We start from the raw sequence: 13578 nt of genomic DNA, 5'->3' as shown, positions 1-13578 counted from the left end.
ATAAGTTACATTTCCACTTGGTCGCCTCTGATTGATATGATTGATTCATAATTTTGTTATAAAATCCGTTTTATATTTTATTGCCTTTAGTTCCACTGAGGATAATTCTAACTCCTCATAAAAACCATTGTCGCTATCCTCTTCTTCATCTCAAATCTATTTTCATACAGCATCTCCAACATTATACCATCGATGTAATAAAATTCTCGTATCACTTTCTTTTTACCCTAGGGAATATACCTTAAATTAGTTATTTTCATTTTGTTTTTCTATTTCTAAAAGTTTTTCTTTCACACTCAACCCACCTGCATAACCAACCAATTTACCATTAGCACCAATGACACGATGACAAGGGATTAATATAAAAATCGGATTTTTACTATTTGCCATTCCTACTGCACGAGCTGCATTTATATTACCAACATTTTTTGCTATATCCTTATAACTGTTAGTTTTTCCATAAGGGATTTCTAGCAGTGAACTCCATACTTTTTGCTGAAATTCTGTCCCACTAGGAGCAAGCGGTAAATCAAATATTTTTCTTTTTCCAGAAAAATATTCTTGAAGTTGCATGTTTGCTTTTTTCAGCAAAACAGTCTCATTAATATTTATACCTTCAGGCATTTTTCGAGCAAAATTCATCTGAGTTATAGCTATACCATTCTCAACAATTCCTATTTTCCCAATTATTGTTTCATAATAAAATATGTTATTAATATTACCACCTCGATTTTTAGTTTCTTTATAATATATACTACTATATTCTTTTATAACTGTCTGCCTGAATATCATTTTAATATTTCATATATTCAAATACTTTAATTATACATATAAAACTGCACTTAGTAACAAAGCAGTTATATATACATAATATATATTGAAAACTATTTTTTATGGAGGATATATATGTACCAGTGCCCCTATTTTTATAATATGATTATGTTCAATAGAAATGTACAGCTCAACGATAGTATAAATCTTGTTTTAGATTCTCAAAATTACTATAACATACCAAAAAACTTTCGTAAGTCATCAACTTTATTAAATACGCAAAACAATAAAAATTTAAATCTTAATGGACTAAACACATTAAACATTTCTGGCAGTCAACAATTTTCAAAGGATAATTTACCTATTGTAATAAATAGTATAAACACATCATTACCAATTACCTTCATTGACCTAAGACAAGAATCACACGGATTTATTAATGGGTTACCTGTTAGCTGGGCTAATGCAAAAAATGATGCTAACATAGGCCTAACTAAAAATCAAGTATTACTTGATGAATACAACAAACTAAGTAATATAAAACTAAATGTCCCTATTACATTTTATAATCATAAAAATATAACTATAATTCCAACAAAAGTCGAAGATGAACAATATCTTGTTAATTCTAAATCATTATCCTATAACCGCATTACCGTTACCGATGGTAAGATACCTAAAGATGATATGGTTGATTACTTTGTAGCGCTTGTACTATCACAGCCTAAAAACAGTTGGTTTCATTTTCACTGTAAACAAGGTATAGGTAGGACCACTACCTTCATGATTATGTATGATATGATCAAAAATTCAGCCAAAGTTACAGCTGAAGACATTATAGAACGACAATTACTATTAGCTAATTTTGATGAGAGTCATATCAAGTCTTTTAATAATAATGAAAGAGTTAACTTCTTAAATAATTTTTATAAATACTGTAGGAAAAATAGTAATGAGTTTTATTAAATGGAGTGAATTTAGAAAAAATCTAGATACTAATAATTATATAAAAAATCCTATAACTCCAACTTACTTATATGTTATATCTCAAAATGCAATGACGCCAGCTGAAGCAGCAATGATAGCTACCCTTCAAGGAATTGTTAATAAACAATCATCTATTCAAATATATACGCTTAGTTACTCACAACCTGATTATCAAACATGGCTTGATAATTTAAAAGAAGAATATGGAATTCCATACGAAAATGTCTCAGATCCGTGGCGCTTATTAGACGTATTTAAAGATTATATTAATGGATATGTGCTTTACAATAATAAAACACTAAAAGATCCTTCAATAAATAATGCTTGTTCACTTGCCTCCTTAAATAATTGCATTGCGATTGATGAAGTTATCCAAGGCAAAACACGAATCTATGGAATTACAAAGATTATAGGCGACTGTAGAAATACTGCTGAGAGCTGGGCCTTCGATAATTTATGGAACTCTGGTCTAAATCATTCCATAGTAATTCAGTTATCACCAGACAAATCTTGTGCATTAAGAGACTATGGCATAATGAGCAAATCTCTAATTTTTTATGAAGATAAAATTGACGTCACAACCCTACGAGATAAAATATTTTCAGCCCTAGATAAGGACTCCATTTGCCTAGGTTGGGGCCCTGATGAATTTATTAATGTAAGTACAACTTCGAAATATGGTGTTAGTATGGTTGCTGCAGATTGGTCTTATAATTTAACTGTATTAAGTTCATTTCCTTCATTACCTATGAATCAAAAAACATCAGTTAAAATACTTACTAAAGAAAATGTTCATCATGTAACATTTATTATGTCTGATGGAGATAATCAGCAGTGGGATCTTGGAACTAATTATGGTTCTCATAAATGGTATGGTTCCCCTTATAAAGGAAAATTCAATTTAGGTTGGTCATTAAGCCCCTCTTTATATTATCTTGCCCCTACCGTATTTAAACTATATTATGAAAGTGCATCTCATGGATCTACCAATGACTATTTTATAGTACCACCATCTGGGAACGGCTACATGTACCCAAGTAAATTTGATAAGAAATCACTATCTATATATATTAATAGATTAAATGATTATATGGAAAAAGTAGATGAGAAATATGTATCAATTATTGACGGCTCTTCTTTTCATAATAACGAACTTTGGGATAGGTTTACTATAAAACCTAATATACACGGATTATTTTATCTTGACTATCATAAACACGACAACTACCACGGGGAGATTATTTGGTCAAATAATAAACCCATAGTTTCTTGTAGAGATTTACTTTGGGATAATATTGAAAGTGAAGATGAACTTATTAAAAATATTAGTCATCGAATTGATTCTGGTAAAGTGGATATTAATAATTCTAATAGTTACACTTTTGTTTATGTTCATGCTTGGAGCAAAGACCTTAGCAATATTGAAACAGTAGTAAATAAATTAAAAGAAAATCCTAAAGTTGCAATAGTAACCCCTGAAACATTTATGAAATTGATAATGAATAATGTTAAAAATAAAAATCAAAAGGCCAGAACATAATGTTCTAGCCTTTTGACTCATCTTAATTTGTTTTAAGCACTGTAACTTTATATCTCATAAAAATTTTTACTATATATGTAAAAATTAATATTAATATTGAGGTTCTTGATTCTGAATATATTTTTGTCTTCCTTTTAAAATATCCATAGCAGAATCAAGTTGTACTGCGATTTGTTCAAAATCATTTTTCGCTTTCTCGTCCTCTGTTTCTAGAGAAAAAGTCTTCATTGTAGCTGAAGCGCTTTGTATTCCAGCAATTGCTTGTTGCATTTGTGTTCCTACAGTCATGTTTTCACCTCCTTTAAATATATATAATAGCTCTTGCAGAGATGATTACCCCTTGGGCTTAAATATTATTGCACCAATAAAGCCAAAGATTATTGCAGCAGATATTCCAGAACTCGCCGCCTTAAAAACGCCAGTAAATACTCCTATAAATCCTGTTTGCTCTGCATCTATTAGAGCTCCTGCTACAAGTGTATTTCCAAAACTACTTATTGGTACAAATGCACCTGCTCCTGCAATTTTAACCAAAGGATCATATAGTCCAAGCCCGCCTAATATTGTTCCTATCACAACTAACGTACATGTAGTATGTGCAGGTGTAATCTTTAAAATATCCATTATAAGTTGGCCAATGACACAAATTAGACCACCTACTATAAATGCTAAAATAAATTTTTCCATAAATAAACTCACACCTCTTTTTTTACATTTCTATGGAAACTGCATGAGCAATACAAGGTATGCTTTCCTTTTGTTGATAGGATATCGGAGACATTAATGCACCAGTTGCAACAATCAATATCCTCTTTAATTCCCCTTTACGCATACGGTTAAGAAAATGCCCATATGTTACAGTAGCTGAGCACCCACAACCACTACCACCCGAAAAAACTGGCTGATCTTTTTTATATATTAAAAGTCCACAGTCGGTAAATATATTAGGCATCATTTCTATACCATGATCTTTTAATAAACTGATAGCAATTTCGTGTCCTACCTTGCCTAAATCTCCAGTGGCAATTAAATCATAATATGAATCATCAATATTTAAATCTCTAAAATGCGCCTCTATAGTATCTACGGCAGCCGGTGCCATAGCAGCTCCCATGTTATATGGGTCTGATATCCCCATATCTATTACTCTTCCCATGGTAGCCGAAGTTACTCTAGGACCAACTCCTTCGCCACAAAGTACTGCAGCTCCAGCCCCAGTTACTGTCCATTGAGCAGTTGGAGGTCTTTGACCACCATACTCTGTAGGATATCTATATTGTTTTTCTGCAGTTGCATTATGGCTACTTGCAGATGCCATAACGTATTTAGCTGACTTACTATCTATTAATTGAGCAGCTAATGCTAATCCTTCCATTGAACTAGAACACGCACCAAAAATTCCCAAATATGGCATTCCTAATGTCCTCGCCGCAAAACTACTAGATGTGATCTGATTCATCAAATCCCCGCTTATAAAAAAATTTATATCCTCTTTTTTTATATTTGATTTTTCTATTGCTCTTGCACAAGCATGTTCTAGCATAACCTTTTCCGCTTTTTCAAAGCTATCCTGTCCAACCCATAAATCCTCATGAATTATATCAAAGTCGCTGGCTAGTGCACCATTACCTTCGAATGGCCCACCAACTGCTGCAGAGCCTAATATTATAGGTTTAGAATTAAATATCCATGATTGATGTCCTTTAAGCAACTACATCGCCCCCAACCATTTTATTGTGATTTTTATTGTAGCTACAACAAAAGCAGAAAAAACTCCAAAAACAATGATTGCTCCAGCAAGTCTAAACATATTTCCAGCTACACCAAGTACAAATCCTTCACTTCTATGTTCAATTGAAGCAGAAGCTATTGAATTGGCGAATCCTGTAATTGGAACAGCAGACCCAGCTCCAGCCCATTGTCCAAGATGGTCGTAAATTCCAAGTCCAGTAAGTAAAGCTGCAGCAAAAATTAAAACTACTAAAGTCGGACCAACTGATGTTTTTTCATTAAAATTAAAATATGTTATAAAAATGGACTGCAACCCTTGGCCAATAGAGCATATAATACCGCCTACAAAAAAAGCTTTAACACAATTTTTTAAAATAGGTCTTTTGGGTTCTATGCTTTTTACAAGCGCATCATACTTTTGCTCTGTTGGGGTTAATTTTTTCTTTTTCATATTGGACATTATTTCACCTTCTAACGTAATAAATATGGTTCTAATTTTTTCATGACTTTATCTAATTCTCCAGCATTTCTTAAATACATAGATTTTGCTGATTCATTTTTAGTCTCTAATGCAAAAGTCATAAGATCTGCCTGGCTCTTTTGAATACTAGCATATAACATCTCTTTATTCTGCGATTTTGGAACTTGTATAACATCATCAAAGAGATCCAAATATAAGTCACCGGAGGAATCTACCTCAGCAATAAAGACATTATCAAGTACTACTCCCTTATTTTCCAATTGAATCTCAAGCCAATTTCGATTAAGTCCACTATTGGTAAGACCTTCATTTAATATATTTCCATCTAATATAACTGTCTGCGGTTCCGACCTTGATGCTACTTTTATTCCTAAATCATGTGAGGTAACAGGCTTTTTATCAGCTTTTAAACTAACATTTATATCCCCTGTTGTTTCCATAACAGCAAACTCAACATCCGCTAAATTAAATGATTTTTTAGAACGTAATTCTTGTAGAAACTCCTGCCCAGTCATTCTTTCTTTAGCTAAGTTATCTTCCATAACCTTGCCATCCTTAATTAATACTCTTTCCTTACCATTTATCATGTTGTAAATCCATTTACTTTTCATGGAGGCGTAGTCTAAAATAATAGGCATCAGTGACCAAACAGCTAGTGCCGTTAGTCCAAAATAGATGTTTGCAATGATGTCTAATGAAATTAAACTAACTATAAGAGCAATAACTACATACGAAATAAACTCGAATGGAGTAACTTTAGATAAGTTTCTTTTTTTCATAAATCTTGTAACAACTAACGTTAAAAAAAATAATATTATTGAGTTGAATAATATTATAAGCCAACTATTCATTATCTCACCTCACTCAATTACCTTTGTATTGTGGCTCTTCAAATTCTATAGAGCTTACTCTTTTTTCTAAACTTGTTTTTATTTTACTTATTTCCTCAAATGCTTCTTTATAAATGAGCCTAGCTTCTTTATCTCGCTCCTGTAATGAATATAATCTTAAAGTAGCTTCACATCCTTTTAGAGAAGCTACTGTTTGTTTTACTTTAGAACCAACAGTCATATGAACCTTCCTCTCTTTATTAATCTTCATATAAAATAGTTTGCCTAATATGCCTAAATTTAATTCATTTAATATTTAAAAACATTAATATTATTCACAGTTGTCAAGTTATGATTGTTATAATAATGGTATATAGTTAAAAAGGAGGAATAAGATATGGCAAAAGCTTTAAAAAATATGTATAACAAAGAATTCCTACAGCAATTTGGTGAGCAAATATATAATGTCTATAATTCTTTTGATATTAATGGATTTATAGCAACTATAATAGATGATACTTGGGATGAGCTAAAACTAATGGAGAGGATGGACCGAATTACTAAAACCCTTGGGGTCTTTTTACCCAAAAAATATGACGAAGCATTGGAAATACTATTTAAAATTGATGAGTATTGCGTTGGATTTCCATACCTGTTTTTTCCAAACTTTGTTTGCGTGTATGGTTTATCAGATGAGAATTGGGAACTTTCTATGTTAGCTCTTAAACGATTTACTATTAGATCCTCCTCTGAATTTGCAGTAAGACCGTTTATTATGTCTGATCCAGATCGGATGATAGTTAAAATGCTAGAATGGTCAAAAGACAATAATGAACATGTAAGAAGGCTCGCAAGTGAAGGCTGTCGTCCGCGTCTTCCCTGGGGAATGGCACTTACTATGTTTAAGAATGATCCCACTATGGTATTATCTGTACTTAATCAACTAGTAGAAGACCCTTCTATTTATGTGCGTAAGAGTGTTGCTAACAATTTAAATGACATTTCAAAAGATAATCCTTCTGTAATTGTGGAAACAGTAAGACGTTTAAAAGGAATAAATAAGTATACTGACTGGATACTAAGACATGGCTCTAGAACATTGATTCGCAAAGCAAATCCAGAAATAATGAAGTTATTTGGATATGGTGAATCTATAGATAGACATATTACCAGATGGGCTACTTTGTCTATAGATCCACCTAATCTAAAAATTGGTGAAAGTTGTAAAATCAAATATGAACTTTGCATTCGTGAAGGTGACCCTATACATATACGAATTGAATATGGAATTTATTTTGTACGATCAAGAGGAAAAACATCCTGTAAATTATTTCTTTTGTCTGATAAAATAGTGACTGGAGGACAGTGTCTTACTGGAACCAAAATACACAAATGGGTAGAACTCACTACAAGAAAACATTACCCAGGAGAACACAAAATAGTGATCCTGATTAATGGCTCGGAAGTAGCCTCTTCAGTTATGGATTTAATTTTTTAGTCATATTCTTCTTATATTTATTATTAACTCAACTTACATATTTATGTATTCAAAAATTTACAAAAGCACTCTCACTAACAATTTAGTTAGAAGAGTGCTTTTTACGTTACCGCGAGTTACCTGAAATTACTTTAAAATTACTTTAAAATATGTAATTCTTTAATTTAGATCATTGTTTAATAGATAAAATAATTTAACGTACTATTTTTTTAATAAATTCTTCTGCTTTTACCACATACCTTATATGAGTTCCTTCCCCTATTTTACCCATATCATCAAATGCTTCTACTTTAAATGTTAATTTTTTACCTTCTGCCTTTTCAAGTATCGCCTCAGCCCTAACCTTAACTCCAACAGGCGTTGGCTTTATGTGCTTAACACTAATTTCTATACCAACTGTTGTATATCCAACGGGCAGTTCCTTTTTAACACCATTTTTTGCTGCATTCTCCATAAGAGCTGTCATAGCAGGCGTAGCATAAACATCTAAATCCCCTGATCCATAAGAATTCGCTGTATCACTTTTTCCTACTATCTGCTCAATAACAGATTTCAAACCTTCATTAAAATTAAATTCCATTTTCATCACTCCAATCTTTTATTATTTATAAATATACAAGTACCTTATTATACTAATATAACATCATTATGAAAGTGTATCAAGTGATTTGACATGCTTATTGTTAAAAATATATCAAAAAGATATATTTCTGTCTATAGGTTGAGACAAGGTTATAAATGTATCTGTACTTTGTACTCCTGAGATCACCTGAAGCCTATTCATAAGTAAGTCCTGTAGATTAGAAATGCTCTTGCACATGACTTTAATAAAAATAGAATATGCACCTGTTGTGTAATGTAGCTCTACTATTTCTTTTATTTCTTTCAATTGTTCTAATACATCTGGATATGAAGATGCCTTGTTAAGATAAATTCCAATAAAACAACATACGTCATATCCAAGTTTGCTTGTATCTAATATAAGCCTTGCCCCTTTAATTAATCCCATTTCTTGCATTTTATTCATTCTAACATGAATTGTACCACCACTTACATGACAATTCCTTGCGATTTCAAGATAAGGTATTCTAGAGTCTTTAATTAAGATTTCTAATATTTGATAGTCTAATTCATCTAAACCTGGAACATTTAAATCCATACCATCAGCTCCTAATAAATTATTATATGTACCTAAAATCAACAATATTGTATACTTTATATCATTATATCAAATCAATTAACAAATTAGCAAAAAAACAGCAAATAAATTTATTTCTTTAATAATATCATACTAAATACACTTGCAAATTCACAATTTGATAAATATAATAAATATTCATTAAATATATTGCAATAAGTTATCAAAAGTATTATTATATTATCAATGGATCAAACAAAAATAAAGATTTATCAGGGGGAATTACAATGACAGAATTAATAAAAGCAGAAAAAAAATTATTGGATGTAGCGGTGGCTAAAATTAAAAATAAAAAAATAAAAGATATATTATTCGTTCAACAGTCAATTTTAAAAGCTGTAGATGAATTTATGTATAAGAGAAGAATAACTAGAATATTACCTCTTATGATGTCTCCCATTACAGATACTTTAAACCATAGCGTTGAGGAATGTGAAATAAGTTATAACAATCAAACTTTCAATGTTATGAAATCAATGATATTCCACAAACAAATGACCATGTTAAACGCAGATATTGATAGCCTTTATATCGTATCTCCAAATATAAGACTCGAAAAAGCAACTAGAGGTGATTCGAGACATTTATTTGAATTTACTCAAGTAGACTTTGAATTTAAAGAAAAAACTATGGAAGATATACTTAAATTCATAGAAGAAATCATAACTGCCATATTTAAATTTGTAAAAGAAAACTGTATTCCAGAATTAACAAGACTTGGTGTTGGTACAGATCATTTAAATATAACTGGACCATTTAAAAAATATACAACAGATGAGATGCAAGCAAAATATGGCGATGATTTCGAAGCAGAAGCATCAAAAGCTGCTACAGAACCTTTCTTCTTAACAAACCATAAAAGAGAATTCTATGATGCAGAAGATTTAGATAACTTAGGTACTTATAGAAATTACGACCTTATTTGGCCATTAGGATTTGGTGAAGGTTTAAGTGGAGGAGAAAGAGAATTTAAACTAGATAGAATACTTTTGAGGATGAGAGAACTTGCAACTGATGAGAAGGCATTTAGATATTACATTGAGCTTGCAAAACAAGGAGAGATATTTAAAACTGCAGGAGCTGGATTTGGAGTAGAAAGAATAACAAGATTTATTACTCAGCAACCTGAGATTAGTGATGTTACATTATTCTGCAGAAAACCTGGTGAACAATATATATTCTAATTTTTGCTCCTAAGAAAATGAAAGATGATGGCTACTTTAATTAGCCATCTTTTTTTTATATTTTATCAACCATATTTTTTTCTGCTGCTTCTACCATTCGTCTCACCATTTCTCCACCAACATTACCTGAATTTTTTATTTTATTTACAATGTTACTAGGCACATCTCCCATATCTGCATTGTTATTTTGAATATTATCTAGTCCCATATCATTTGCTACTTCCATCTTAAACTTTTGAAGTTTTCCCATTGCTTCTGGTACTAATACTCTTCTAGACATTTTGCTACCTCCCTATAATTTTATGTTATAGATAACCAAAAATAATTTCGATTTCTACCCTATATAACTATATTTAGTATTTTATAAAACAGACTTTTTATTCATTGATTTAACTTTAAAATTATTCTTTATTTTTTAAAATACAAAAAGCCACCTTAATAAAGGCGGCTTTTTGTGCTATAAATTATTTATATTGCAGTAACTTCAATTGCTTGAAGTCCCTTAGGTCCTTCTTCTGTTTCAAATTTAACTTTTTGACCTTCTTCTAGACTTTTTTCTGATTCATTACCTTGAATTGCGGATATATGAACAAAAACATCTTTTTCGCCTTCAATTTCAATAAATCCAAAGCCTTTTACTGTATTAAACCATTTAACTGTTCCGATTTTCATTAATAAACCTCCAAATAGAAAACACCATTACTTATGATACATTAATTTTGCATCAATAATGTCACTCTTACAATATACCATAAAATTGGTATATTATCAATTATGTTAATGATAGAAATAGTAAGGGCAAGATAAAAACACCTACCTTTGGTATTATTGCCATAGGTGGGTGTTTTTATTAAATATTTATTCTAGTTATTCTTATCACCAAAATTTAATTAAATTTCATTGATTTCATTATACTATCCAGGTCAGCATCTGCTTGTTTATCTCCAGAGTATGTATTAATAAAAGTCAATGCATATCCTTTATCAATATAGCAATAATATGTTTGATTAATTTTAGCACCGTTCTTTAAAGTGATTGCTGCTTTTAAAGTATAAAAATCTTTACCTGCGATTTTTTCAGCCTTTGTATCCTCAAAAGTATATTTCATATTAGTTAATTTACTCATATTAGTTTTAGTAATTTCAAGATATTCTTTACCTGTTTTTACTACTACATTTCCTGCTAATCCAAGATTTTCTGTCTGAAATATAATGTTTGATCCTGAAGGCACATTTGCGGAATAATGTTTTTGTGAAACAAAAAACATAAACACAGATTTTTCTTTTGATAAATCCAATGTTTTTTTAGCTGCCTCATCTTTAGCAATGGCTTTCATACCTGCATTGTATAATGAATTTCGTGTTTTGTCATCCATTACACTCCACTTTTCTGGAATATTTAGTGACATCCCAAAAGTTGGTTGTGTATACTTAGTTCCTGCAAAAGAACCAAACTCTAATGTGTTTTTTTCAGCAATAACTGCCTTTTGTTTTGCGGAACACCCCACAAGTATTAGAGTTAATAAAATAAAAATTGTTGATACTGAAAGTGCTTTTTTTAATAATTTCAAGTAATCTCCCCCTATATAATGTACATTTGCTAATATTACATTATATAGAAGCAATTGTCAACATTTTATAGCTTAGGTAGCAATTTATTGGAATGATCTGCTTTTTTCTTTTACGTCCAATTCAAAACTTGATGTAAGTGCTTGTATTTCTAAGTAATCACGAATTTTATTTTTCCTTGATGTAAAGAACATATAAGCACAGATTCTGCTGTAAGTGCTGGTTTCCCATCAACCAATGTATCCTCTTTTACCTTCATCCAATCCCCTAATATTTTCACAAGACACTTTTTCCCTGGTGGAAGTTGCTTTCCATCTTCACCAATTAAATAAATATCTTCACCTTCCTTGCATTCCCTGCAAATTCCAAAGTAACTAATATTTTTATTTACCACATTATCGCTTTTATTCATCATAGGTTTTTCTGTTGCATATGCTCCATGACTTTCAGGTAGATTTATTTTTCTTGCATGCGTACCTTTGTCACATCTCATTTTTGCGCCTCTTACTATATAATACTTATCTCCGTCGCTCATATTGTTTCACTTCCCTTATTTAAAGCATCTTCTTCGAAGCTGTAATATTATAGAATGTAACTCCCTTATATAAGTAGGAGTCTTTCTTTCTAAAATATCGTTAAATTTCCTCCACCTGTAATCTCTCAAGTTTTATTCCTTTAAAATCGCGTCTTAAAAGACTCTCAGCAACATCAAGTCTTACTACTATCAATGGTTTTGTACTTTCTTTTATTCTAAATATCTTTTTGCCTTGAATCTTCTCTTTACTTAGGATTATGTTTTTAATTATTCTCTTATCTAAACCTAGTTCTGTTTTATCACTTAGGGCTTCTATTTCTTCAAATATAGGTAAAGAATAATTTTCTTGTCTATCATGTAATCCCTCAATAAGTGGTAAGCTAATAAACAAAATATCACTATCATATTTTTCAATGATTTTTTTCATTTCATCTGATATCAAAAATAATTGACTATCTAAAACATCTAAAAATTCACAATTATCATCTGCATTCACATTAAATATTATCATGTCTTCAATTTTATGAGCATTTAGAAGATTAAGATTTTTCATGTTAATTTTCTTAAATACATCTATAAGCCTTGGCGTATTTGTATATCTTTCATCTTGTTTTAATAAAAAATAATCCATGCTTTCTCCTTTTTAATTATTTTTCTTCAGGATATATTATCTCTGCCTCATCCATATATTCTCCAACAAATATCCTGATATCTTCTGCTTTCTTCATCTTTTCATAAGAAGGTGTTCCTATAAATTTTTCTATAAGTCCTTTTAAAAATTCTACTGCTAAAACATGATATTTATCAGTTTCATCAAAAATCATACTTTCTATATCCATATCAGTTATACTTCTTCCATATTCTTTTTTCTTTTCCTTGAGTTCTTCCATGTACTTAAAAATTGAAGCGAAAATAAAATTCAGATCTATATTAATAAAACATTCCTGCTTATCTAAAAACCAATTTTCATCATATAAATCAACCCTATATTCTCCTTTATTTTCAAGAAGACTAGTTCTAAGAAGAGAAAAATATATATACCTTATTTCTCCTTTTAATTGTTTTTCTTGAAGATCTACAGCCTGTTTACATACTTCATTAAATGCTGAAACTAAATTTGCATCTATAACATCATTATCACTTTTATATATTTCATCAATTTTGAGGAAATCATTAATCCATCTATTAGCTACATACTTTTCATAAAATTCTGCTAAGAGTTCCTCTTTATTTTCTTGTATTATCACGCTTGCTT

General features: G+C 30.6%; 17 protein-coding genes and 1 pseudogene. 3 read left to right on the top strand and 15 right to left on the bottom strand.

The annotated features are described in order from the left end of the window. Positions 1–246: 246 nt before the first annotated feature. Positions 247–717, bottom strand: a complete 471-nt coding sequence (locus KPL54_RS14210; RefSeq protein ID WP_216107264.1) for a methylated-DNA--[protein]-cysteine S-methyltransferase — start codon at positions 715–717, stop codon at positions 247–249. A gap of 189 nt (positions 718–906) precedes the next feature. On the opposite strand from KPL54_RS14210, the pseudogene KPL54_RS14205 reads away from it, so the two are divergent. Beyond that, positions 907–3298, top strand: a pseudogene (locus KPL54_RS14205) (GxGYxYP domain-containing protein). A 90-nt stretch (positions 3299–3388) separates the two neighbouring features. Here the strand turns inward: KPL54_RS14205 and KPL54_RS14200 are convergent. Genes KPL54_RS14200 through KPL54_RS14175 form a run of 6 tightly spaced genes read right to left on the bottom strand, consistent with a single transcriptional unit; the run spans position 3389 to position 6581 of the window. Further along, the gene (locus KPL54_RS14200) at positions 3389–3586 is read right to left on the bottom strand and encodes a DUF1657 domain-containing protein (RefSeq protein WP_071612653.1); all 198 of its coding nucleotides are present in this window, start codon (positions 3584–3586) and stop codon (positions 3389–3391) included. 45 nt (positions 3587–3631) lie between these two features. After that, positions 3632–3985, bottom strand: a complete 354-nt coding sequence (gene spoVAE, locus KPL54_RS14195) for a stage V sporulation protein AE (protein ID WP_071612652.1) — start codon at positions 3983–3985, stop codon at positions 3632–3634. Positions 3986–4007: 22 nt separating this feature from the next. After that, positions 4008–5009 carry a stage V sporulation protein AD gene (spoVAD, locus tag KPL54_RS14190; RefSeq protein ID WP_071612651.1) on the bottom strand — a complete coding sequence of 334 codons (1002 nt, stop codon included), beginning with the start codon at positions 5007–5009 and terminating at the stop codon, positions 4008–4010. Further along, complete coding sequence (gene spoVAC, locus KPL54_RS14185) at positions 5010–5489, bottom strand: stage V sporulation protein AC (RefSeq protein ID WP_216107182.1); 480 nt, start codon at positions 5487–5489, stop codon at positions 5010–5012. A gap of 11 nt (positions 5490–5500) precedes the next feature. Continuing rightward, positions 5501–6361, bottom strand: coding sequence for a DUF421 domain-containing protein (locus KPL54_RS14180; protein ID WP_216107181.1), 861 nt, complete (start codon positions 6359–6361; stop codon positions 5501–5503). Positions 6362–6374: 13 nt separating this feature from the next. Continuing rightward, positions 6375–6581, bottom strand: coding sequence for a DUF1657 domain-containing protein (locus KPL54_RS14175; protein WP_216107180.1), 207 nt, complete (start codon positions 6579–6581; stop codon positions 6375–6377). Between the two features lie 156 nt (positions 6582–6737). On the opposite strand from KPL54_RS14175, the gene KPL54_RS14170 reads away from it, so the two are divergent. Beyond that, on the top strand, positions 6738–7838 hold the full coding sequence (locus KPL54_RS14170; RefSeq protein ID WP_216107179.1) for a DNA alkylation repair protein: 1101 nt from the start codon (positions 6738–6740) through the stop codon (positions 7836–7838). A gap of 193 nt (positions 7839–8031) precedes the next feature. Here KPL54_RS14170 and KPL54_RS14165 read toward each other — a convergent pair whose 3' ends face one another. After that, entirely contained in the window at positions 8032–8418 is a 387-nt protein-coding gene (locus KPL54_RS14165; RefSeq protein ID WP_171297822.1) for a thioesterase family protein, read from the bottom strand. A gap of 114 nt (positions 8419–8532) precedes the next feature. Next, positions 8533–8997, bottom strand: a complete 465-nt coding sequence (locus tag KPL54_RS14160; RefSeq protein ID WP_216107178.1) for an Lrp/AsnC ligand binding domain-containing protein — start codon at positions 8995–8997, stop codon at positions 8533–8535. A gap of 266 nt (positions 8998–9263) precedes the next feature. On the opposite strand from KPL54_RS14160, the gene KPL54_RS14155 reads away from it, so the two are divergent. Further along, the gene (locus KPL54_RS14155; RefSeq protein WP_216107177.1) at positions 9264–10220 is read left to right on the top strand and encodes an asparagine synthetase A; all 957 of its coding nucleotides are present in this window, start codon (positions 9264–9266) and stop codon (positions 10218–10220) included. 55 nt (positions 10221–10275) lie between these two features. Here the strand turns inward: KPL54_RS14155 and KPL54_RS14150 are convergent, their stop codons facing one another. The 6 genes from KPL54_RS14150 to KPL54_RS14125 all read right to left on the bottom strand — a co-directional run. Continuing rightward, the gene (locus KPL54_RS14150) at positions 10276–10500 is read right to left on the bottom strand and encodes an alpha/beta-type small acid-soluble spore protein (protein ID WP_216107176.1); all 225 of its coding nucleotides are present in this window, start codon (positions 10498–10500) and stop codon (positions 10276–10278) included. A 188-nt stretch (positions 10501–10688) separates the two neighbouring features. Continuing rightward, positions 10689–10892, bottom strand: coding sequence for a cold-shock protein (locus tag KPL54_RS14145; RefSeq protein WP_216107175.1), 204 nt, complete (start codon positions 10890–10892; stop codon positions 10689–10691). A gap of 214 nt (positions 10893–11106) precedes the next feature. Next, the gene (locus KPL54_RS14140; protein WP_216107174.1) at positions 11107–11790 is read right to left on the bottom strand and encodes a hypothetical protein; all 684 of its coding nucleotides are present in this window, start codon (positions 11788–11790) and stop codon (positions 11107–11109) included. Positions 11791–11939: 149 nt separating this feature from the next. Next, positions 11940–12323 carry a DUF4280 domain-containing protein gene (locus KPL54_RS14135; protein WP_216107173.1) on the bottom strand — a complete coding sequence of 128 codons (384 nt, stop codon included), beginning with the start codon at positions 12321–12323 and terminating at the stop codon, positions 11940–11942. 100 nt (positions 12324–12423) lie between these two features. Next, positions 12424–12954 carry a hypothetical protein gene (locus KPL54_RS14130; RefSeq protein ID WP_216107172.1) on the bottom strand — a complete coding sequence of 177 codons (531 nt, stop codon included), beginning with the start codon at positions 12952–12954 and terminating at the stop codon, positions 12424–12426. Between the two features lie 16 nt (positions 12955–12970). After that, positions 12971–13578, bottom strand: a 608-nt coding sequence (locus KPL54_RS14125) for a hypothetical protein (RefSeq protein ID WP_253203474.1), incomplete at its 5' end; no start/stop codon positions are given.

Source organism: Clostridium estertheticum (assembly GCF_018861295.1).
Taxonomy (GTDB): domain Bacteria; phylum Bacillota; class Clostridia; order Clostridiales; family Clostridiaceae; genus Clostridium_AD; species Clostridium_AD estertheticum_D.
This window is presented reverse-complemented; position numbering and strand designations above follow the sequence as displayed.

Coding starts and splice junctions, on each gene's coding strand:
- KPL54_RS14200 (WP_071612653.1), bottom strand. CDS start 3,586: ATGACTGTAGGAACACAAATGCAACAAGCAATTGCTGGAATACAAAGC.
- spoVAE (WP_071612652.1), bottom strand. CDS start 3,985: ATGGAAAAATTTATTTTAGCATTTATAGTAGGTGGTCTAATTTGTGTC.
- spoVAC (WP_216107182.1), bottom strand. CDS start 5,489: ATGTCCAATATGAAAAAGAAAAAATTAACCCCAACAGAGCAAAAGTAT.
- KPL54_RS14180 (WP_216107181.1), bottom strand. CDS start 6,361: ATGAATAGTTGGCTTATAATATTATTCAACTCAATAATATTATTTTTT.
- KPL54_RS14175 (WP_216107180.1), bottom strand. CDS start 6,581: ATGACTGTTGGTTCTAAAGTAAAACAAACAGTAGCTTCTCTAAAAGGA.
- KPL54_RS14170 (WP_216107179.1), top strand. CDS start 6,738: ATGGCAAAAGCTTTAAAAAATATGTATAACAAAGAATTCCTACAGCAA.
- KPL54_RS14165 (WP_171297822.1), bottom strand. CDS start 8,418: ATGGAATTTAATTTTAATGAAGGTTTGAAATCTGTTATTGAGCAGATA.
- KPL54_RS14160 (WP_216107178.1), bottom strand. CDS start 8,997: ATGGATTTAAATGTTCCAGGTTTAGATGAATTAGACTATCAAATATTA.
- KPL54_RS14155 (WP_216107177.1), top strand. CDS start 9,264: ATGACAGAATTAATAAAAGCAGAAAAAAAATTATTGGATGTAGCGGTG.
- KPL54_RS14150 (WP_216107176.1), bottom strand. CDS start 10,500: ATGTCTAGAAGAGTATTAGTACCAGAAGCAATGGGAAAACTTCAAAAG.
- KPL54_RS14145 (WP_216107175.1), bottom strand. CDS start 10,892: ATGAAAATCGGAACAGTTAAATGGTTTAATACAGTAAAAGGCTTTGGA.
- KPL54_RS14135 (WP_216107173.1), bottom strand. CDS start 12,323: ATGAGCGACGGAGATAAGTATTATATAGTAAGAGGCGCAAAAATGAGA.
- KPL54_RS14130 (WP_216107172.1), bottom strand. CDS start 12,954: ATGGATTATTTTTTATTAAAACAAGATGAAAGATATACAAATACGCCA.